At 71.6% G+C, this 18,284-nt stretch carries 16 protein-coding genes and 1 pseudogene; all 17 read left to right on the forward strand.

Annotation, left to right across the window (positions count from 1 at the left end; all coding sequences use genetic code 11):
• Nucleotides 1–24: 24 nt before the first annotated feature.
• The 17 genes and pseudogenes from paaD (at nucleotide 25) to ACZ6O5_RS20035 (ending at nucleotide 18,249) form a co-directional block, all read left to right on the forward strand.
• Nucleotides 25–501 (forward strand): 1,2-phenylacetyl-CoA epoxidase subunit PaaD, encoded by a 477-nt coding sequence (gene paaD, locus ACZ6O5_RS19955; RefSeq protein ID WP_465979014.1) that lies wholly within the window; start codon nucleotides 25–27, stop codon nucleotides 499–501.
• Entirely contained in the window at nucleotides 498–1,619 is a 1,122-nt protein-coding gene (gene paaE, locus ACZ6O5_RS19960) for a 1,2-phenylacetyl-CoA epoxidase subunit PaaE (RefSeq protein ID WP_465979016.1), read from the forward strand. The genes paaD and paaE overlap by 4 nt, the downstream gene beginning before the upstream one ends.
• A gap of 256 nt (nucleotides 1,620–1,875) precedes the next feature.
• Nucleotides 1,876–3,066, forward strand: a complete 1,191-nt coding sequence (mqnC, locus tag ACZ6O5_RS19965; RefSeq protein ID WP_465979018.1) for a cyclic dehypoxanthinyl futalosine synthase — start codon at nucleotides 1,876–1,878, stop codon at nucleotides 3,064–3,066.
• Nucleotides 3,067–3,487: 421 nt separating this feature from the next.
• Nucleotides 3,488–4,741, forward strand: coding sequence for a cell wall anchor protein (locus tag ACZ6O5_RS19970; protein ID WP_465979020.1), 1,254 nt, complete (start codon nucleotides 3,488–3,490; stop codon nucleotides 4,739–4,741).
• A 90-nt stretch (nucleotides 4,742–4,831) separates the two neighbouring features.
• Nucleotides 4,832–5,542: a demethylmenaquinone methyltransferase gene (locus ACZ6O5_RS19975; RefSeq protein ID WP_465979022.1), complete on the forward strand. Its 711-nt coding sequence runs from the start codon at nucleotides 4,832–4,834 to the stop codon at nucleotides 5,540–5,542.
• 72 nt (nucleotides 5,543–5,614) lie between these two features.
• A complete protein-coding gene (locus tag ACZ6O5_RS19980) occupies nucleotides 5,615–5,833 on the forward strand; it encodes a hypothetical protein (RefSeq protein ID WP_465979023.1) in 219 nt (72 codons plus the stop codon).
• Nucleotides 5,834–5,967: 134 nt separating this feature from the next.
• Complete coding sequence (locus tag ACZ6O5_RS19985; RefSeq protein ID WP_465979025.1) at nucleotides 5,968–7,242, forward strand: geranylgeranyl reductase family protein; 1,275 nt, start codon at nucleotides 5,968–5,970, stop codon at nucleotides 7,240–7,242.
• 133 nt (nucleotides 7,243–7,375) lie between these two features.
• Nucleotides 7,376–7,741 carry an NADH-quinone oxidoreductase subunit A gene (locus tag ACZ6O5_RS19990; RefSeq protein WP_089154551.1) on the forward strand — a complete coding sequence of 122 codons (366 nt, stop codon included), beginning with the start codon at nucleotides 7,376–7,378 and terminating at the stop codon, nucleotides 7,739–7,741.
• An 11-nt stretch (nucleotides 7,742–7,752) separates the two neighbouring features.
• Nucleotides 7,753–8,430, forward strand: a complete 678-nt coding sequence (locus tag ACZ6O5_RS19995) for a NuoB/complex I 20 kDa subunit family protein (protein ID WP_091062855.1) — start codon at nucleotides 7,753–7,755, stop codon at nucleotides 8,428–8,430.
• Complete coding sequence (locus ACZ6O5_RS20000; protein WP_465979026.1) at nucleotides 8,427–9,164, forward strand: NADH-quinone oxidoreductase subunit C; 738 nt, start codon at nucleotides 8,427–8,429, stop codon at nucleotides 9,162–9,164. Before ACZ6O5_RS19995 ends, ACZ6O5_RS20000 begins: the two co-directional genes overlap by 4 nt.
• Nucleotides 9,161–10,486 (forward strand): NADH-quinone oxidoreductase subunit D, encoded by a 1,326-nt coding sequence (locus tag ACZ6O5_RS20005; protein WP_357304897.1) that lies wholly within the window; start codon nucleotides 9,161–9,163, stop codon nucleotides 10,484–10,486. The genes ACZ6O5_RS20000 and ACZ6O5_RS20005 overlap by 4 nt, the downstream gene beginning before the upstream one ends.
• Nucleotides 10,483–11,358, forward strand: a pseudogene (gene nuoE, locus ACZ6O5_RS20010) (NADH-quinone oxidoreductase subunit NuoE); the annotation flags it as partial. The gene ACZ6O5_RS20005 and the pseudogene nuoE, both read left to right, overlap by 4 nt.
• Nucleotides 11,359–11,660: 302 nt before the next feature.
• The gene (gene nuoF / locus ACZ6O5_RS20015; protein ID WP_465979028.1) at nucleotides 11,661–12,977 is read left to right on the forward strand and encodes an NADH-quinone oxidoreductase subunit NuoF; all 1,317 of its coding nucleotides are present in this window, start codon (nucleotides 11,661–11,663) and stop codon (nucleotides 12,975–12,977) included.
• Entirely contained in the window at nucleotides 12,977–15,490 is a 2,514-nt protein-coding gene (locus ACZ6O5_RS20020; RefSeq protein ID WP_465979030.1) for an NADH-quinone oxidoreductase subunit G, read from the forward strand. The genes nuoF and ACZ6O5_RS20020 overlap by 1 nt, the downstream gene beginning before the upstream one ends.
• Complete coding sequence (nuoH, locus tag ACZ6O5_RS20025; RefSeq protein ID WP_465979032.1) at nucleotides 15,487–16,842, forward strand: NADH-quinone oxidoreductase subunit NuoH; 1,356 nt, start codon at nucleotides 15,487–15,489, stop codon at nucleotides 16,840–16,842. Before ACZ6O5_RS20020 ends, nuoH begins: the two co-directional genes overlap by 4 nt.
• A 1-nt stretch (nucleotide 16,843) precedes the next feature.
• A complete protein-coding gene (gene nuoI, locus ACZ6O5_RS20030; protein WP_465979034.1) occupies nucleotides 16,844–17,482 on the forward strand; it encodes an NADH-quinone oxidoreductase subunit NuoI in 639 nt (212 codons plus the stop codon).
• Nucleotides 17,479–18,249 (forward strand): NADH-quinone oxidoreductase subunit J, encoded by a 771-nt coding sequence (locus tag ACZ6O5_RS20035; protein ID WP_465979036.1) that lies wholly within the window; start codon nucleotides 17,479–17,481, stop codon nucleotides 18,247–18,249. Before nuoI ends, ACZ6O5_RS20035 begins: the two co-directional genes overlap by 4 nt.
• The last annotated feature ends 35 nt before the right edge of the window (nucleotides 18,250–18,284 follow it).

The following is an 18,284-nucleotide window of genomic DNA, read 5'->3' on the forward strand; positions in this document are numbered from 1 at the left end:
AGTCGCGAACAGAGGGTGGCACTGGTGACCGACCCCAGGGCGGCCGTGGCGGCGGTGGTGGATCCGGAGATCCGGGTCATCACCATCGACGAGCTGGGCATCCTGCGCGCGGTCGAGGAGGAGCCGGCCACCGGCCGGGTCGTCGTCACCATCACCCCCACCTACACCGGCTGCCCGGCCATGGACGTGATCCGCGCGGACATCCGCCGCGCGCTCGCCGTCGCCGGTCATCCGGACGCCGAGGTCCGCACCGTCTACGCGCCGGCCTGGTCCACCGACTGGATCTCCGACGCGGGCCGGGCGAAACTGGCCGCCGCCGGCATCGCCCCGCCCGCCCCGCGCGGCGACGACACGGTGGTGCCGCTGACCCTGGCGGTCCGCTGCCCGCGCTGCGGATCACCGGAGACCACGCAGGTCAGCCGGTTCGGCTCCACCGCCTGCAAGGCGCTGTGGCGCTGCCGCTCCTGTGCCGAACCCTTCGACCACCTGAAGGCGCTGTGACTGTCACCATCACCCGGCCGGTCCGCCGCCGGCCGGTCTTCCACCCGCTGCCGGTCGCCGCCGTCGACCGGCTCACCGACGACTCCGTGTCGATCACCTTCGCGGTGCCGGAGGAGCTGCGGGAGACGTTCGCGTTCTCCGCCGGGCAGCACCTCACGGTCCGCCGTCCGGCCGTCGCCGACGACCCGGAGTCCGCGGAGGCGCGACGGTCGTACTCGATCTGTTCCACCCCGGACGAGCTGGCCCGGCACGGCCGGTTGCGGATCGGGGTGCGCGAGGTCCCGGGCGGGGCGTTCTCCGGGTATGCCTGCGGCGCGCTGCGCGACGGGGACACCGTCGAGGTGCTGCCGCCGCTCGGGCACTTCACCTCCGCGTTCGCGCCGGACCGGGTCCGCCGGTACGGCGCGGTGGTCGCCGGTTCCGGCATCACGCCGGTGCTCGGCCTGGTCGCGACCGCGCTGGCCGTCGAGCCGCGGAGCACCTTCACCCTGGTGTACGGCAACCGCACGGCGAACACGGTGATGTTCGCCGAGGAGCTGGCCGACCTGAAGGACCGCTACCCGACCCGGCTGCACCTGGTGCACGTGCTCAGCCGCGAGATGGGCGAGTCGGCGCTGCTGTCCGGGCGGATCGACGCGGACCGGCTGACCCGGCTGCTGGACACCGTGGTGCCGGGCGACCAGATCGAGGAGTGGTTCCTCTGCGGCCCGTACGGCATGGTGGTGGACGCCAAGGCGGTGCTGGCCGGGCGCGGCGTGCCCGACGCGGCGGTGCACACCGAGCTGTTCCACGTGGACGCCCCGCCGGAGCCGGTGCGCCGCCCGGTCGAGCAGCCGGGCGCGGGCGCCGAGGTGACGATCGTGCTGGACGGGCGTTCGTCGAGTTTCACCATGCGCCGGGACGAGCGGGTGCTGGACGCCGCGCTCCGGGTGCGGGGCGAGCTGCCGTACGCGTGCAAGGGCGGCGTCTGCTCGACCTGCCGGGCCCGGGTCACCTCCGGTGAGGTGACGATGGCCCGCAACTATGCGCTGGAGCCGGACGAGTTGGCCGCCGGCTACGTCCTGACCTGCCAGTCCAGCCCGGTGACCGAGCAGCTGACGGTCGACTACGACGCGTAGACCGGTCTGAGTCGTCGTTCCGAGGTCACCGACCGTGACCAGGAGGAAGGAACCATCACGTCGGAGCGATATACCTGTGTGTCATAAAAATGACTCACAGGTATATCGCTTTCATTAGTGCATGCTGCCGGCTGGTGATCCCAGTCGTCCTCCCTGAGCTGTCCGACACGACCTGGCGCGATTCGAAGAACCCGGCAGGGCCGGTGCCGGCGCACCCTCGCGGGCCTGGGCGACCGGCCGGCGTACCCTCGGGGATGTGACGGCGAACCGGGAGATCGACGACATCCTGCAGCGCGGCGCGGACGGCGGGCGGATCACGCCCGAGGAGGCGCTGCTGCTCTACACCGAGGCGCCCTTCCACGCGCTGGGCGAGGCGGCCGACGCGGTACGGCGGCGCCGGTACCCGGACAACATCGTCACGTACCTGATCGACCGCAACATCAACTACACGAACGTCTGCGTGACGGCGTGCAAGTTCTGCGCGTTCTACCGGGCCCCCAAGCACGCCGAGGGCTGGACCCACCCGACCGAGGAGGTCCTGCGCCGCTGCGGCGAGGCGGTCGAGCTGGGCGCCACCCAGGTCATGCTCCAGGGCGGCCACCACCCGGACTACGGCGTGGACTACTACGAGGAGCTGTTCTCCTCGGTCAAGCGGGCCTACCCGCAGCTCGTCATCCACTCGATCGGCCCGAGCGAGATCCTGCACATGGCGAAGGTCTCCGGGGTGAGCCTCGACGAGGCCATCGCCCGGATCAAGGCGGCCGGGCTGGACTCGATCGCCGGCGCCGGCGCCGAGATGCTGCCGGACCGGCCGCGTAAGGCGATCGCGCCGCTGAAGGAGTCGGGCGCGCGGTGGCTCGAGGTGATGGAGCTGGCGCACCGGCAGGGCCTGGAGTCGACCGCGACCATGATGATGGGCACCGGCGAGACCAACGCGGAGCGCATCGAGCACCTGCGGATGATCCGGGACGTGCAGGACCGCACCGCCGGCTTCCGGGCCTTCATCCCGTGGACGTACCAGCCGGAGAACAACCACCTGAAGGGCCGCACCCAGGCCACCGCGCTGGAATACCTGCGCCTGGTCGCGGTGGCCCGGCTCTTCTTCGAGACGGTGCCGCACCTCCAGGCCTCCTGGCTGACCACGGGCAAGGACGTCGGGCAGCTCGCGCTGCACATGGGCGTGGACGACCTGGGCTCGATCATGCTGGAGGAGAACGTCATCTCCTCGGCCGGCGCCCGGCACCGGTCCAACCTGCACGAGCTGATCGGCATGATCCGGTCGGCGGACCGGATCCCGGCCCAGCGGGACACGCTCTACCGCCGGCTCGCGGTGCACCGCACGCCCGCCGACGACCCGAGTGACGACCGCGTGGTCTCGCACTTCTCCTCGATCGCGCTGCCGGGCGGCGGCGTCGGGAAGTCGTTGCCGCTGGTGGAGGCGAGCTGACGGTCCACCGTTCGGTCGGTCGGGGGCGTCGTGCGGCCGGGTGTCGTCCCGTTTCCGGTGGAGCTTCGGCGTGGCCCTCGACGGGCCTGATCGAGAGCCGCTAACGTCCCCGCTCGACACCGCCCATCCGGGCCGCGAGCTGCCAGGTAACAGGTCGGCGGCGACCCGGGCGAGCGTGGCCACGCCGGTCGCCGTCGCGGCTACGCTGGCGGCGTTCGGCGGACCGTCGTCCTCCATCGGCCCATGAGGGCCGTTCACATAACGCACCGCGGCAGGGGCGGGATGGGTGACCATCCCGCCCCTGCTGTCGGTAGGGGCCGGTGGGAATTCCACCCATGCGCCGCTGGCGCCGCGCCGCGTCGCTCCGGTACCGTCCGTTCGTTCCGTGCCTGATCGGCGCGTCCCTACCCCCGGGGGAACCATGACTTTCCGATACCGATCCACACTGGCGCGTGCCGGCGTGGTCGCCCTGTTCTCCACCGCCGGCCTCGCCGCCGTCGCCGGTCCGGCGCACGCCGCCGACGAGACCGACCTTCAGCTCGTCCCGCTCAGCTACCAGCTCGCCAAGGGCGTCGACGAGGCCCGGGCCAAGCCGTTCAAGTTCCAGGTGGACAACACCACCGGCACCGTCGACGCGAAGGGCGTCCGGGTCACGGTGGAGACGAAGGGCCTGAAGGACCGCAAGGTCGGCGTGCTGGTCCCGGAGGGCTGCGAGGTGACCGGCACCGCCTTCACCTGCCCGCTCGGCGACCTCGCCGCGGGCACCACCGAGGACTTCGGCATCCCGCTCTTCTCCACCGGCGGTAAGGGTGCGGCCGGCACGCTGAAGGTCTCCATCAGCGCGGCCACCGCCGACCCCGACCTGGAGAACAACTCGGTCGAGCACGACATCACCGTGACCGCCCCCGGCTACGACCTCACCACCTGGGTGCAGGACGTGTACGCCGACGTGCAGGTCGACGGCGACGATGCGGGCGAGGCGAACCTGCGTCCGGTCCGGCCGGGCGAGACCGCGCCGCTGGACTGGGCCGTCTTCAACGACGGCAGCCGGCAGGCCACCGGCGTCGCGTACGGCATCACGCTGCCGGCCGGCGTCACCTTCGCCGAGCTGCCCGAGGGCTGCGTCGAGCAGGACCTGGGCGGCTTCGCGCAGGCGTACTGCGAGGACCGGGGCGCGGTGCTGAAGCCGGGCCAGTTCTACACCGCCGGCGTGCGGGTGAAGGTCGGCGCGGACGTGACCGAGAAGCTGCTCCGGCCCGGCTTCGTCTTCGCCGCCGGCCTGGACTCCGCATCCGGCGAGCCGGAGGAGGAGCCGCGCGTCGCCAGCTCGGCGCAGCGCCGCGCCTTCTCCGAGGTCGACGACGTCGACAACACCGCCCAGTTCGACGTCTTCGTGGACCCGAACGGGCAGCCGACGCCGACGCCGACGCCGACCGGCACCCCGACCGCCGAGCCGACCCCGAGCGGCGGCGCGACCGCGGTCCCGACCCCGACCACGGGTGGCGGCAGCGGCGGTGGCTCCGGTGACGGCGGCCTGCCGGTGACCGGTATGCAGGTCGGCCTGATCGGCGGCATCGGCGCGCTGGTGCTCGCCGCCGGCGCGGCGCTGGTGGTGCTGTCCCGCCGCCGCAGGGTGGTCCTGGTCGCCCCGACCGACGAGCGCACCGGCGACTGAGCCGGACGCTCCGGACACGGCGGGGGCAGGGTGGGCGACCACCTCGCCCCCGCGCCGTACCCGGGTCGGTGCGGCTGGCAGAGTGGAGGGGTGAGCCGTACCCCGCAGGGCCGACGCGCCAGCCTGGAGAAGCAGCCGCACGAGGTCGCCGCCATGTTCGACGGCGTGGCGGCCCGCTACGACCTGACCAACACCGTGCTCTCCTTCGGGCAGGACCGGTTCTGGCGGCGGGCCACCCGGGCGGCGCTCGGGCTGCGCCCCGGCGAGCGGGTGCTGGACGTGGGCGCCGGCACCGGCGTCTCGACCGAGGAGCTGGCCCACTCCGGGGCGTACGCGGTCGGCGCGGACCTGTCGCTGGGCATGCTGCACGCCGGCAAGCGCACCCGCCCGGCGGTGCCGCTGCTGGCCGGCGACGCGCTGCGGCTGCCGTTCGCGGACGCCAGCTTCGACGCGGTGACCATCTCCTTCGCGTTGCGCAACGTGAACGACACCGACGCCGCCCTGCGTGAGCTGGCCCGGGTCACCCGGCCGGGCGGGCGGCTGGTGGTCTGCGAGTTCTCCACCCCGGTCAACCCGGCGTTCCGCACGGTCTACCTGTCGTACCTGATGCGGTCGTTGCCGACGGTGGCGCGCGCGGTCTCCAGCAACCCCGACGCCTACGTCTATCTCGCCGAGTCGATCCGGGCCTGGCCGGACCAGACGGCGCTGGCGGCGCGCGTCGGCGCGGCCGGCTGGGGTCGGGTGGCGTGGCGGAACCTGACCGGCGGCGTCGTCGCGCTGCACCGGGCCGTCCGGAACTGATCGGTCCGACCCTCGGTCGGGCATTTCGTGAATGTCCGGCTTGAGAATGATTCCCGCCGTAGGCTCGCGCCCATGACGGGACCCGACCACGCCGCCACCGACGACGACGCCGCGGAGCTGATCACGCAGCTCAGGGAGCTGGCCGGCGCGGATCCCACCGAGGTCCGCCAGGTGGTCGCCGAGGTGCTGGCGGCACTGGACCGGGCGGCCGGAGGCGCGTTGCGTGACCATCTGCCCGAGACCATCCGGCTCGACGCCGGGCTGGGACCGGCCGCGCCGGCCCGCCCGTGACCGATCTCCGCTCCCTTACCAGCCGGTTTCCGGGAAGTTAGGACCCCCTCAGCGCATACAGGTGTAACGCCGGTCATAGACTCCAACCCGATCGGCTTGTGAAGCATTTCACGAGCATGCGGGAGGAGGCGCGGATGACCGCGGTGGAGAACGACGCCGACGTCATCGTCGTGGGCGCCGGTCCCGGAGGATCGGCCACGGCTTACCACCTTGCGCGGCACGGCGTACGCGTGCTGCTGCTGGAGAAGACGGAGTTCCCCCGGGAGAAGGTCTGCGGTGACGGGCTCACGCCCCGCGCCGTACGGCAGCTCGTCCGGATGGGTGTGGACACCTCGCCCGAGGCCGGCTGGCTGCACAACAAGGGCCTGCGGGTGATCGGCGGCGGGGTACGCCTGGAGCTGGACTGGCCCGACCTGGCCAGCTTCCCCAACTACGGCCTGGTCCGGACCCGGCTCGACTTCGACGACCTGCTCGCCCAGCGGGCCGTCGCCGCCGGCGCGAAGCTGCGCACCGGTGTCAACGTCCTCGCCCCGGTGCTCGACGCCGACGACCGGGTGACCGGCGTGCAGGCCGAGGTCGGCCCGGACAAGGAACCGGCCACCTTCCACGCGCCGCTGGTGGTCGCCGCGGACGGCGTCTCCGGCCGGTTCCCGCTCGCGCTCGGCATGGCCAAGCGGGAGGACCGGCCGATCGGGGTGGCGGTCCGCCGCTACTACCGTTCACCCGCCAAGCACGACGACGACTACCTGGAGTCCTGGCTGGAGCTGCGCGCCAAGGGCAACGACGCGCTACTGCCCGGCTACGGCTGGATCTTCGGTCTCGGCGACGGCCGGGTGAACGTCGGCCTCGGCGTGCTCAACTCCTCCACGGCGTTCGGCAGGACGAACTACCGCCGGCTGCTCACCGACTGGTTGGCCAACACCCCGGAGGACTGGGGGATGGCCGACGAGGCCAACGCGGACGGGCCGATCCTCGGCGCCGCGCTGCCGATGGGCTTCAACCGGGTCCCGCACTACAGCCGCGGCGTGCTGCTGGTCGGCGACTCCGGCGGCATGGTCAACCCGTTCAACGGCGAGGGCATCGCGTACGCGATGGAGTCCGGCGAGCTGGCCGCCGAGGTCGCCGTGCAGGCGCTCGCCCGCCCGGCCGGCGCGGAGCGGGAACGGGCGCTGATGGCGTACCCGCAGGAGCTGAAGGCCCGCTTCGGCGGCTACTACCGGCTCGGCGGGATCTTCGTGAAGCTGATCGGTCGGCCCGAGGTGATGCGGATGGCCACCAAGCACGGCATGCCGCACCCGATGTTGATGCGCTTCGTGCTGAAGCTGCTGGCGAACCTGACCGACCCGCGCGGCGGGGACGCGATGGACCGGGTCATCAACGCCATGACGAAGGTGGCCCCGGCCGTGTGAGGAGACCACCGGCCCGCGGTCGACCGACCACGGAGCGGAGAGATCGACCCCCGCCGACCGCTGTCGTCAGGGACGTGAATAGTGTGATTTTGGCCAACCACCGAGGTCAGGGAAGGACGAGCAGGGGACAACGATGACGCTCTCTCCTTATGCACCCATCATCGGGCTGTTCGCCCTCGCCGCGGGGTTCGCGCTGTTCTCCGTGGCCGCTGCCCGATTCGCCGGCCCCCGGCGTCTGAACAAGGCCAAGCTCGAGGCGTACGAGTGTGGCATCGAGCCGAGCCCGCAGCCGGTCGGCGGCGGCCGGTTCCCGATCAAGTTCTACCTGACGGCGATGCTCTTCATCGTCTTCGACATCGAGATCATCTTCCTCTACCCCTGGGCGGTCTCCTTCGACGCCCTGCCGATCTTCGGCTTCGTGGAGATGGTCATGTTCATCGTCGCGGTCTTCGTCGCCTACGCCTACGTGTGGCGGCGCGGCGGCCTGGACTGGGACTGAGGAGGTAGCAGATGGGCATCGAGGAGAAGCTTCCCTCCGGCGTCCTGCTCACCAGCGTCGAGAAGCTGGTGAACTGGTCGCGGAAGTCGTCCGTCTGGGGCGCCACCTTCGGTCTGGCCTGCTGCGCCATCGAGATGATGGCCGCCGGTGGCCCGCACTACGACATGGGCCGATGGGGCATGGAGGTCTTCCGCGCCTCGCCCCGGCAGGCGGACCTGATGATCGTGGCCGGCCGGGTCAGCCAGAAGATGGCCCCGGTGCTGCGGCAGATCTACGACCAGATGGCCGAGCCCCGCTGGGTCATCTCGATGGGCGTCTGCGCCAGCAGCGGCGGCATGTTCAACAACTACGCCATCGTGCAGGGCGTCGACCACGTCGTCCCGGTCGACATGTACCTTCCCGGCTGCCCGCCCCGGCCGGAGATGCTCATCGACGCGGTGCTCAAGCTGCGCGAGAAGATCATGTACGAGCCGCTGGGCCCGAACGGCCGCAAGATGCTGGAGGCCCGCAAGGAGCGGGGTGACGTGCCCGTCGTGCCGTACGGCTCGATGCCGTCGTCGTACCGCAACGACAAGGCCCGGCGTGCCGAGTGGACGAAGGCGGTCCGCGAGGGGCGCGAGGAACAGTTGCGGATCGAGAACTGGATGAAGGCGCAGAACCACCTCCAGACGCAGGGGGGCCCGAAATGACCTCGCCGAACGACAGGAACAACGACGGCGGGGTCCCGGTGCCGACCACTCCCGCCGGGGCCAGCAGCACCGCGCCGGCGGAGTACCCGCCGGCCAGCCCGGCCGGGCAGGGCATGTTCGGCAACCAGGGCACCGGTGACGTCTCCGGCTACGGCGGCCTGGTCCGCCAGCGCAAGCCGATCGAGGAGGCCACCCGGCCGTACGGGAGCTACTTCGACGAGGTGCGGGACGCGCTGGAGGAGGCGTACCCGGCCTTCGGTGACGCGATCGAGAAGGTCGTGGTCGACCGGGGCGAGCTGACCCTGCACGTCCGCCCGGAGCGGATCGCCGAGGTCTGCCAGGTGATGCGCGACGACATGTCGCTGCGCTTCGAGCTGCTCTCCTCGGTGTCCGGGGTGGACTACCTGGGCGCCGACGCGCGCCGGCTGCACGTGGTCTACCAGCTCACCTCGATGACCTACCGGCGGCAGGTCCGGCTGGAGGCCGCGGTCTCCGTCGAGGAGCCGCACCTGCCGAGCGTCACCGCCGTCTACCCGACCGCCGACTGGCAGGAGCGGGAGACGTACGACATGTTCGGCATCGTCTTCGACGGCCACCCCAACCTGACCCGGATCCTGATGCCGGACGACTGGGAGGGGCACCCGCAGCGCAAGGACTACCCGCTCGGCGGCATACCCGTCGAGTACAAGGGTGCGGAAATTCCCCCGCCGGACCGTAGGAGGTCCTACCAGTGACCACGTCGAACTACGCGACCGAGCGCGAGACCACCGAGGGCAAGGTCTTCACCGTCACCGGTGGGGACTGGGACCAGGTCGTCTCCGGCACCGACCCGATCAACGACGAGCGGATCGTCGTCAACATGGGTCCGCAGCACCCGTCCACGCACGGCGTGCTCCGGCTGATCCTGGAGCTGGAGGGCGAGACGGTCCGCGAGGCCCGCTCCGTCGTCGGCTACCTGCACACCGGCATCGAGAAGAACCTGGAGTACCGCAACTGGGTCCAGGGCTCGACGTTCGTGACCCGGATGGACTACCTCTCGCCGATCTTCAACGAGACGGCGTACGCGCTCGCGGTGGAGAAGCTGCTCGGCGTCACCGACGACGTCACCGAGCGGGCCACCACCATCCGGGTGCTGATGATGGAGCTGAACCGGATCTCCTCGCACCTGGTCTGGCTGGCCACCACCGGCATGGAGCTGGGCGCGATCAACATGATGTTGTACGGCTTCCGCGAGCGGGAGTACATCCTCGACATCTTCGAGACCATCACCGGCCTGCGGATGAACCACGCGTACGTGCGACCGGGCGGCGTGGCGCAGGACGTGCCGGACGACGCGATCCGCAAGATCCGCGACTTCCTGGTGCTGATGCCGAAGAAGCTCAAGGAGTACGAGAACCTGCTCTCCGGCCAGCCGATCTGGATCGAGCGCACCACGAACGTCGCGGTGCTCGACGTGACCGCCTGCGTGGCGCTCGGCATCACCGGCCCGGTGCTCCGCTCGGCGGGGCTCGCCTGGGACCTGCGCAAGACCATGCCGTACTGCGGGTACGAGACGTACGAGTTCGACGTGCCGACCCACACCGACGGCGACGTGTGGGGCCGCTACCTGGTCCGGCTGGCCGAGATCCGGGAGTCGCTGAAGCTTGTCGAGCAGGCGCTGGACCGGTTGAAGCCGGGCCCGGTGATGGTCTCCGACAAGAAGATCGCCTGGCCGGCGCAGCTCGCCATCGGCGTCGACGGCATGGGCAACTCGCTGGAGCACGTCGCCAAGATCATGGGTCAGTCGATGGAGTCGCTGATCCACCACTTCAAGCTCGTCACCGAGGGCTTCCGGGTCCCGCCGGGCCAGGTCTACGTCGGCATCGAGTCGCCCCGCGGCGAGCTGGGCGTGCACGCGGTCTCCGACGGCGGCACCCGGCCCTACCGGGTGCACTACCGGGAGCCGAGCTTCGTCAACCTCCAGGCCCTCCCGGCGATGGCCGAGGGCGGCCTGATCGCCGACGTGATCGCCGGTGGCGCCTCGCTGGACCCCGTGATGGGTGGTTGTGACCGATGAGTACGACGTTCACCGAAGAGACCCGGCTGCGGGCGCGGGAGATCATCGCCCGGTACCCGGCGGACCGGTCCCGTTCGGCGCTGCTGCCGCTGCTGCACCTGGTGCAGTCCGAGGAGGGGTACGTCTCCCCGGCCGGCGTCGAGTTCTGCGCCGAGGTGCTCGGGCTGAACAAGGCCCAGGTCGGCGCCGTCGCCACCTTCTACACCATGTACAAGCGCAAGCCGACCGGTGACTACCTGGTCAGCGTCTGCACCAACACGATGTGCGACGTGCTGGGCGGCCAGGCGGTCTACGACACGCTCGCCGAGCACCTGGGCGTCGGGCACGAGGAGACCACCGCCGACGGGAAGATCACCCTGGAGCACGCCGAGTGCCTGGCGGCGTGCGACTACGGCCCGGTGATGACCGTCAACTACGACTTCTTCGACAACGTGGAGCCGCAGGGCGCGCTCGGCGTGGTGCAGGAGTTGCAGGCCGGCGGCCGGCCGATGCCGACCCGGGGCGCGCGGCTCTGCACGCTCAAGGAGATGGCGGTCCAGCTCGCCGGCTTCGCCGACGAGCGGGACGGCGCGGTGGCCGACGGCGGGCCGGGCGAGCCGACCCTGCGCGGCCTGCGTCTGGCCGAGCAGCACGGCATCTCGGTGCCGGGCTTCGACCCGAGGACGCCGATCCGCAGCAAGGCCGAGGCCGACCGGGCCGCCGCCGAGGCGAAGGCGAAGGCCGAGGCCGAGAAGCCGGCCCCCGCGCCGGAGAAGGCGCCCGAGCCGGCGAAGGCCGATGCCACGGGCACTCCGGCCAAGGCCGACACCCCGGGGAACGCGGGCGCGGCCGAGCCGGCGACGCCGGAGGCGGCCAGCGGCAGCACCGCGCCGGACGTGAAGGCGCCGGACGACAAGTCGCCGCAGGTGCGTACCGCCGAGACCCGGCAGCCGGACGCGCGGACCCCGGTCGCGGACGCGCCCGGCACCAAGGTCCCGACGGACGGTCCGGCCCCGGCGCCCCGCGACGCGCGGGCGGCGGAGGCGGCCGGCGCGGCGGCGAACCCGCCGGCCGGCGACGGCAAGCCCGCCGGCGACGCGGCCGGCGCCCAGGAGCGCAACCTCAAGGACGCCGAAGCCGGTACGGACGCCGACGGCGCCGACCCGGCGGACGCGAACGGAACGGGGGTCCGGAAGTGACCACTCCTCGGCCGGAGACGCTGGCCAAGCTCACGCCGGTGCTCACCAAGCGCTGGCTGTCGCCGGACGCCTGGCGGCTCGGCACCTACGAGAAGCTGGACGGCTACGCCGCCCTGCGCAAGGCGCTCAAGGCGCACCCGGACGACCTGATCCAGCTCATCAAGGACTCCGGGCTGCGCGGCCGGGGCGGCGCGGGCTTCCCGACCGGGCTCAAGTGGGGCTTCATCCCGCAGGGCGACGGCAAGCCGCACTACCTGGTGGTGAACGCCGACGAGGGCGAGCCGGGCACCTGCAAGGACCTGCCGCTGATGACCCACGACCCGCACTCGCTGGTCGAGGGCGTCATCATCGCCTCGTACGCGATCCGGGCCAACCGGGCCTACATCTACATCCGCGGCGAGGCCGTGCACGCCGCCCGCCGGCTGCGCAGCGCGGTCGCCGAGGCGTACGCCAAGGGCTACCTCGGCCGGAACGTCCTCGGCTCGGGCTTCGACCTGGACCTGGTGGTGCACTCCGGCGCCGGGGCGTACATCTGCGGTGAGGAGACCGCGCTGCTGGACTCGCTGGAGGGCTTCCGGGGCCAGCCCCGGCTGCGCCCGCCGTTCCCGGCGACCCACGGCCTGTACGCGAGCCCGACCGTGGTCAACAACGTCGGCACCATCGCCAGCGTGCCGTACATCGTGCTGGGCGGCGCGGACTGGTGGAAGACCATGGGCACGGAGAAGTCGTCCGGCCCGATGATCTACTCGCTCTCCGGCCGGATCGCCAACCCCGGCCAGTACGAGGCCTCGATGGGCATCACGCTGCGCGAGCTGATCGAGCTGGCCGGCGGCATGCAGCCCGGGCACGAGCTGAAGTTCTGGACGCCGGGCGGCTCGTCGACGCCGCTGCTGACCGCCGAGCACCTGGACGTGCCGCTGGACTTCGAGGGGGTGGCGGCGGCCGGCTCGATCCTGGGCACCACGGCCACCCAGATCTTCTCGGACCAGGACTGCCCGGTGTACGCGACCTACCGGTGGCTGGAGTTCTACCACCACGAGTCGTGCGGCAAGTGCACCCCGTGCCGGGAGGGCAACTACTGGATGGTCCGGGTCTACCGGCGCATCCTGTCCGGCCAGGGCACCCACGAGGACCTGGACACCCTGCTCGACACCTGCGACAACATCCTCGGCCGTTCGTTCTGCGGTCTGGGTGACGGCGCGACCAGCTCGGTGACCTCGTCGCTGAAGTACTTCAAGCAGGACTACCTCGACTACATCGAGGGACGTACCGCACCGAAGCTGTCGGAGAAGACCCTGGTAGGGGCGCACTGATGACGGACGTAGCCAAGCAGACCGAGACCGTCACGCTGACCATCGACGGCGTCGAGGTCACCGCGCCGAAGGGGGCGCTGCTGATCCGGGTCGCCGAGCAGTTGGGCACCGAGATCCCGCGCTTCTGCGACCACCCGCTGCTGGCCCCGGCCGGCGCCTGCCGGCAGTGCCTGGTGGAGGTGGAGGGCCAGCGCAAGCCGGTCGCCTCCTGCACCCAGACCGTCGCCGACGGCATGGTGGTGCGGACCCAGCTCACCTCGCCGGTCGCGAAGAAGGCCCAGGAGGGGGTGATGGAGCTGCTGCTCCTGAACCACCCGCTGGACTGCCCGATGTGCGACAAGGGCGGCGAGTGCCCGCTCCAGAACCAGGCGATGTCCACCGGCCGGACGGACTCCCGCTTCCACGAGCACAAGCGGGAGTACCCGAAGCCGCTGCCGATCAGCACCCAGGTGCTGCTCGACCGCGAGCGCTGCGTGCTCTGCCAGCGGTGCACCCGGTTCTCCGAGGAGATCGCCGGCGACAAGTTCATCGACCTGATGGGACGCTCCTCGCACGAGGAGATCAACATCTACCGGGACGACGCGTACGGCGAGGACGGCGACGAGGGGGACGTCCCCTTCAACTCCTACTTCTCCGGCAACACCGTGCAGATCTGCCCGGTGGGCGCGCTGACCGGCTCGCAGTACCGCTTCCGCTCCCGCCCGTTCGACCTGGTCTCCTCGCCCAGCGTCTGCGAGCACTGCTCGGCCGGCTGCGCGCAGCGCACCGACTGGCGGCGGGGCAAGGTGCTGCGCCGGCTGGCCGGCGACGACCCGGCGGTGAACGAGGAGTGGAACTGCGACAAGGGGCGCTGGGGCTTCCAGTACGCCCGCGCGTTCGACCGCCTCACCACCCCGCTGGTGCGCGACGAGAAGACCGGTGAGCTGCGCGAGGCGTCCTGGAGCGAGGCGTTCACCCGGGCCGCCGAGGGGCTGCGCGCGGCCCGCGACGGCGCGACCGGCACGGCGGTGCTGACCGGCGGCCGGCTCACCGTCGAGGACGCCTACGCGTACGCCAAGTTCGCCCGGGTCGCGTTGCACACCAACGACATCGACTTCCGGGCCCGCCCGGTCTCCCGCGAGGAGGCCGACTTCCTGGCCAGCAGCGTCGCCGGAGTCACCGACGTGACCTACGCGGACGTGGAGAACGCGCCCGCCGTGGTGCTGGTCGGCCTGGAGCCGGAGGAGGAGTGCCCGATCCTCTTCCTGCGGCTGCGCAAGGCGTACCTGAAGAAGACGCTCACCGTGTACGCGATCGCGCCGTTCGCGACCCGCGGCCTGGAGAAGCTCGGGGCCAAGCTGGCCCGGGTGGTGCCGGGCGAGGAGGCCAGCGTGCTGGCCGAGCACGCCACGGTGGCCGAGGCGCTGGGGCAGCCGGGCGCGATCCTGATCGTCGGCGAGCGGCTGGGCGCGGTGCCCGGCGGCCTGTCGGCGGCGGCGGACGTGGCCCGGCGTACCGGCGCCCGGCTGGCCTGGGTGCCGCGGCGCGCGGGTGACCGCGGCGCGGTCGACGCGGGCTGCCTGCCGAACCTGCTGCCCGGCGGCCGGGTGGTCACCGAGCCGGCCGCCCGCGCGGAGCTGGGCGAGACGTGGGACCTGCCGGCCGGGGTGATCCCGAGCCAGGCGGGCCGCGACACCGACGGCATCCTCGCCGCGGCGGCCGACGGCAAGCTCGGCGCGCTGGTGGTGGCCGGCGTCGACCCGGCCGACCTGGCCGATCCGCGCGCTGCCGAGGCGGCCCTGGACGCGGTGCCGTTCCTGGTCAGCCTGGAACTGCGGATGAGCGCGGTGGCCCGCCGGGCCGACGTGGTCTTCCCGGTCGCCCCGGTGGTCGAGAAGGCCGGCAGCTTCCTGGACTGGGAGGGCCGGCTGCGGACCTTCGAGCGGGTGCTGGACACCGGCGCGATGACCGACGGCCGGGTGCTGGACGCGATCGCCGCCCAGCTCGACGTGCCGCTCGGCACCGGCGACGTGCTGAGCGTGCGCCGCGAGCTGGGCGCGCTGCCCCGGACCCGCACCGAGCGGCCGTCCGCCCCCTCGGTCGAGCCGGCCACCGTGCCGCAGCCCGGTCCGGGCGAGGCCGTGCTGGCGACCTGGCACCAACTGCTCGACCTGGGCAGCCTCACCGACGGCGACGAGCACCTCGCCGGCACCGCCCGCCTGCCGGTCGTCCGGCTGGGCAAGGGCACCGCCGAGGCGCTCGGCGTGGCCGACGGCGACCCGGTCACGGTCGGCACCGACCGTGGCGCGGTCACCCTGCCGGCGGCGATCACCGAGATGCCGGACGGTGTCGTCTGGTTGCCGACCAACTCACCCGGTTCGACCGTGCGGCGCAGCCTCGGCGCGACGTCCGGTCATGTGGTCAAGGTGACCGCGGGCTCTACCGACGGGCCGGCCGTACCGGCCGGACGTGTCGCCGCGGACGCCGCCGCACGGCCGGGTCCGCTCCTCAACGCAGGGGGTGCACACCAGTGAACGCGGTCTACCTCGCGGCGCAGGACCCGACGCTGGCCGACTTCGGCAAGGACCCGTGGTGGCTGGTCCTCGGGAAGATCGTCTTCGCGTTCGCGTTCGGCCTGCTGGCCACGCTGCTCGGCGTCTGGTTCGAGCGGCGGGTGGTCGGCCGGATGGCGGTGCGGCCCGGCCCGAACCAGGTCGGCCCGTTCGGCCTGCTCCAGACGCTCGCGGACGGCCTGAAGATGGCGTTCAAGGAGGACATCCTCCCGCGCGCCGCCGACAAGGTGGTCTTCTTCTTCGCGCCGACCATCTCGGTGATCTCCGCGGTCACCGCGCTGTCGGTGATCCCGTTCGGCCCGAAGGTGAGCATCTTCGGCCACTGGACGCCGCTCCAGGTCACCGACGTGTCGGTGGCGGTGCTGGTGATCCTGGCCTGCTCCTCGATGGGCGTCTACGGGATCGTGCTCGGTGGCTGGGCCTCCGGCTCGACGTACCCCCTGCTCGGCGGTCTCCGCTCCAGCGCCCAGATGATCTCGTACGAGGTCGCCATGGGGCTGAGCATCGTGGCGGTCTTCATGACCGCCGGCACGATGTCGACGAGCGGGATCGTCGCCAAGCAGGCCGACGGCACGCAGCTCAGCATCGGCGGCTTCGACCTGCCCACCCCGGGCTGGTACGCGATCCTGCTGCTGCCCAGCTTCATCATCTTCTTCATCGCCATGGTCGGCGAGACCAACCGGGCCCCCTTCGACCTGCCGGAGGCGGAGTCGGAGCTGGTCGCGGGCTTCATGACGGAGTACAGCTCGCTGAAGTTCGCGCTGTTCATGCTCTCCGAGTACGTCGCCATGGTGACCATGTCCGCGGTCACCACGACGCTGTTCCTCGGCGGCTGGCGGGCCCCCTGGCCGATCACGCTGTGGTCGGGCGCCAACGAGGGTTGGTGGCCGATGCTGTGGTTCTTCGGCAAGGTGATCCTGCTGGTCTTCGTGTTCGTCTGGCTGCGCGGCACGCTGCCCCGGCTCCGGTACGACCAGTTCATGCGCTTCGGTTGGAAGGTGCTGCTGCCGATCAACCTGGTCTGGATCCTGGTGCTCGCCGGACTCCGCTCGATCGAGGACTGGCAGACCCGGGACCGGCTGCTCGTCACCGCCATCGGCGCGGGCGTGCTGCTGCTGGCCACGCTCTTCTGGCCGAGCCGGAAGAAGCAGCCGAGGCCGTCGCCCCAGGAGCAGGCGGACAGCCGGCCGTACGGCAGCTTCCCGCTGCCACCGATGGATCTTCAGGTTCCGCCGAGCCCGCGTACCAAGCGCGTGGTCGCCGAGCGGGAGCCGGCCAACGTCGTCGCCGGCTCCGAGTCCAGGGAGGTGTGACGTGGGCGCGATCACCGGAACGTTCAAGGGCTTCGGGGTCACCTTCTCGCACATGTTCAAGAAGGTCGTCACCACCGACTACCCGTTCAAGCCGCCGGTCTCGGCGCCGCGCTACCACGGGCGGCACATCCTCAACCGGCACCCGGACGGGCTGGAGAAGTGCATCGGCTGCGAGCTGTGCGCCTGGGCCTGCCCGGCCGACGCGATCTACGTGGAGGGTGGCGACAACACCGAGGAGCAGCGCTTCTCCCCGGGTGAGCGGTACGCCAGCAACTACCAGATCAACTACGCCCGGTGCATCTTCTGCGGGCTCTGCATCGAGGCCTGCCCGACCCGTTCGCTCACCATGAGCAACGAGTACGAGCTGGCCCGGGACAACCGGCAGGACCTGATCTTCACGAAGGAGCAGTTGCTCGCGCCGCTGCTCGAAGGCATGGAGCAGCCGCCGCACCCGATGCGGCTGGGCGACAGCGAGAAGGACTACTACGTCGGTGCGCTGACCAACCCGGGCACCTCGGCCGGCGCCGAGCACTCGCCGATGGGCGGCCAGTATCCGGTGAAGGAGCACCCCGGCGTGACCTTCCCCGGCGCCGAGCAGGCCGCGCAGCGGTCCGAGGCGGGCAAGGGAGCAGGGGTATGACCACTTCTACGGTGCTCGCCGCGGCGGGCGACGTGACCGGGGGTGAGGAGGTCACGTTCTGGATCCTCGCCCCGCTGGCCCTGATCGGGGCGCTCGGCATGGTCTGGGCCCGCAACGCGGTGCACTCCGCGCTCTGGCTGGTGCTGACCATGCTCTGCCTGGGCGTGTTCTACGTGCTCCAGGCCGGCCCGTTCATCGGCATGGTGCAGATCATCGTCTACACCGGCGCGATCATGATGCTCTTCCTGTTCGTGCTGATGCTCGTCGGTCGCGACGCGTCCGACTCGCTGATCGAGACGCTGCGCGGCCAACGGGTCGCCGCGGTGGTGCTCGGGCTCGGCTTCGCCGGCCTGGTCGGCACCGGTCTCTACCGCGCGCTCGACGGCGTGCGGGCGGCCGGGCTCGACCAGGCGAACGCCGAGGGCAACGTGCAGGGCATCGCCCGGCTGCTGTTCACCAAGTACGTCTTCGCCTTCGAGCTGACCTCGGCGCTGCTGATCACGGCCGCGGTGGGCGCGATGGTGCTGGCGCACGTGGAGCGGCGCAAGGAGGACCGGATGGACCAGGTCGCCACCATGAAGGCGCGGTTCCGTCCCGGTAACTACCCCGGCCCGAAGCCCGGCCCGGGCGTCTTCGCCACCTCCTCCTCGGTGGCCACGCCGGCCCGCCTGCCGGACGGCCGGCTGACCGACCGCGGCATCCCGGAGATCATGCCGGTGCGCGACATGACGTCGGAGGAGACCGCACTGAAGGGCACGGATCGGTGAGCGCGAGGAGTGCAGCGAAGCGGAGCCCCGCAGTC

The organism is Micromonospora sp. NPDC049201, from assembly GCF_055586805.1.

Bases quoted from the DNA above. Each gene is read 5' to 3' on its own strand.
- ACZ6O5_RS19995 (WP_091062855.1), top strand. From the start codon at position 7,753: ATGGGCATCGAGGAGAAGCTTCCCTCCGGCGTCCTGCTCACCAGCGTC.
- ACZ6O5_RS20000 (WP_465979026.1), top strand. From the start codon at position 8,427: ATGACCTCGCCGAACGACAGGAACAACGACGGCGGGGTCCCGGTGCCG.
- ACZ6O5_RS20035 (WP_465979036.1), top strand. From the start codon at position 17,479: ATGACCACTTCTACGGTGCTCGCCGCGGCGGGCGACGTGACCGGGGGT.
- ACZ6O5_RS19970 (WP_465979020.1), top strand. From the start codon at position 3,488: ATGACTTTCCGATACCGATCCACACTGGCGCGTGCCGGCGTGGTCGCC.
- ACZ6O5_RS19990 (WP_089154551.1), top strand. From the start codon at position 7,376: ATGACGCTCTCTCCTTATGCACCCATCATCGGGCTGTTCGCCCTCGCC.
- ACZ6O5_RS19980 (WP_465979023.1), top strand. From the start codon at position 5,615: ATGACGGGACCCGACCACGCCGCCACCGACGACGACGCCGCGGAGCTG.
- ACZ6O5_RS19985 (WP_465979025.1), top strand. From the start codon at position 5,968: ATGACCGCGGTGGAGAACGACGCCGACGTCATCGTCGTGGGCGCCGGT.
- ACZ6O5_RS20020 (WP_465979030.1), top strand. From the start codon at position 12,977: ATGACGGACGTAGCCAAGCAGACCGAGACCGTCACGCTGACCATCGAC.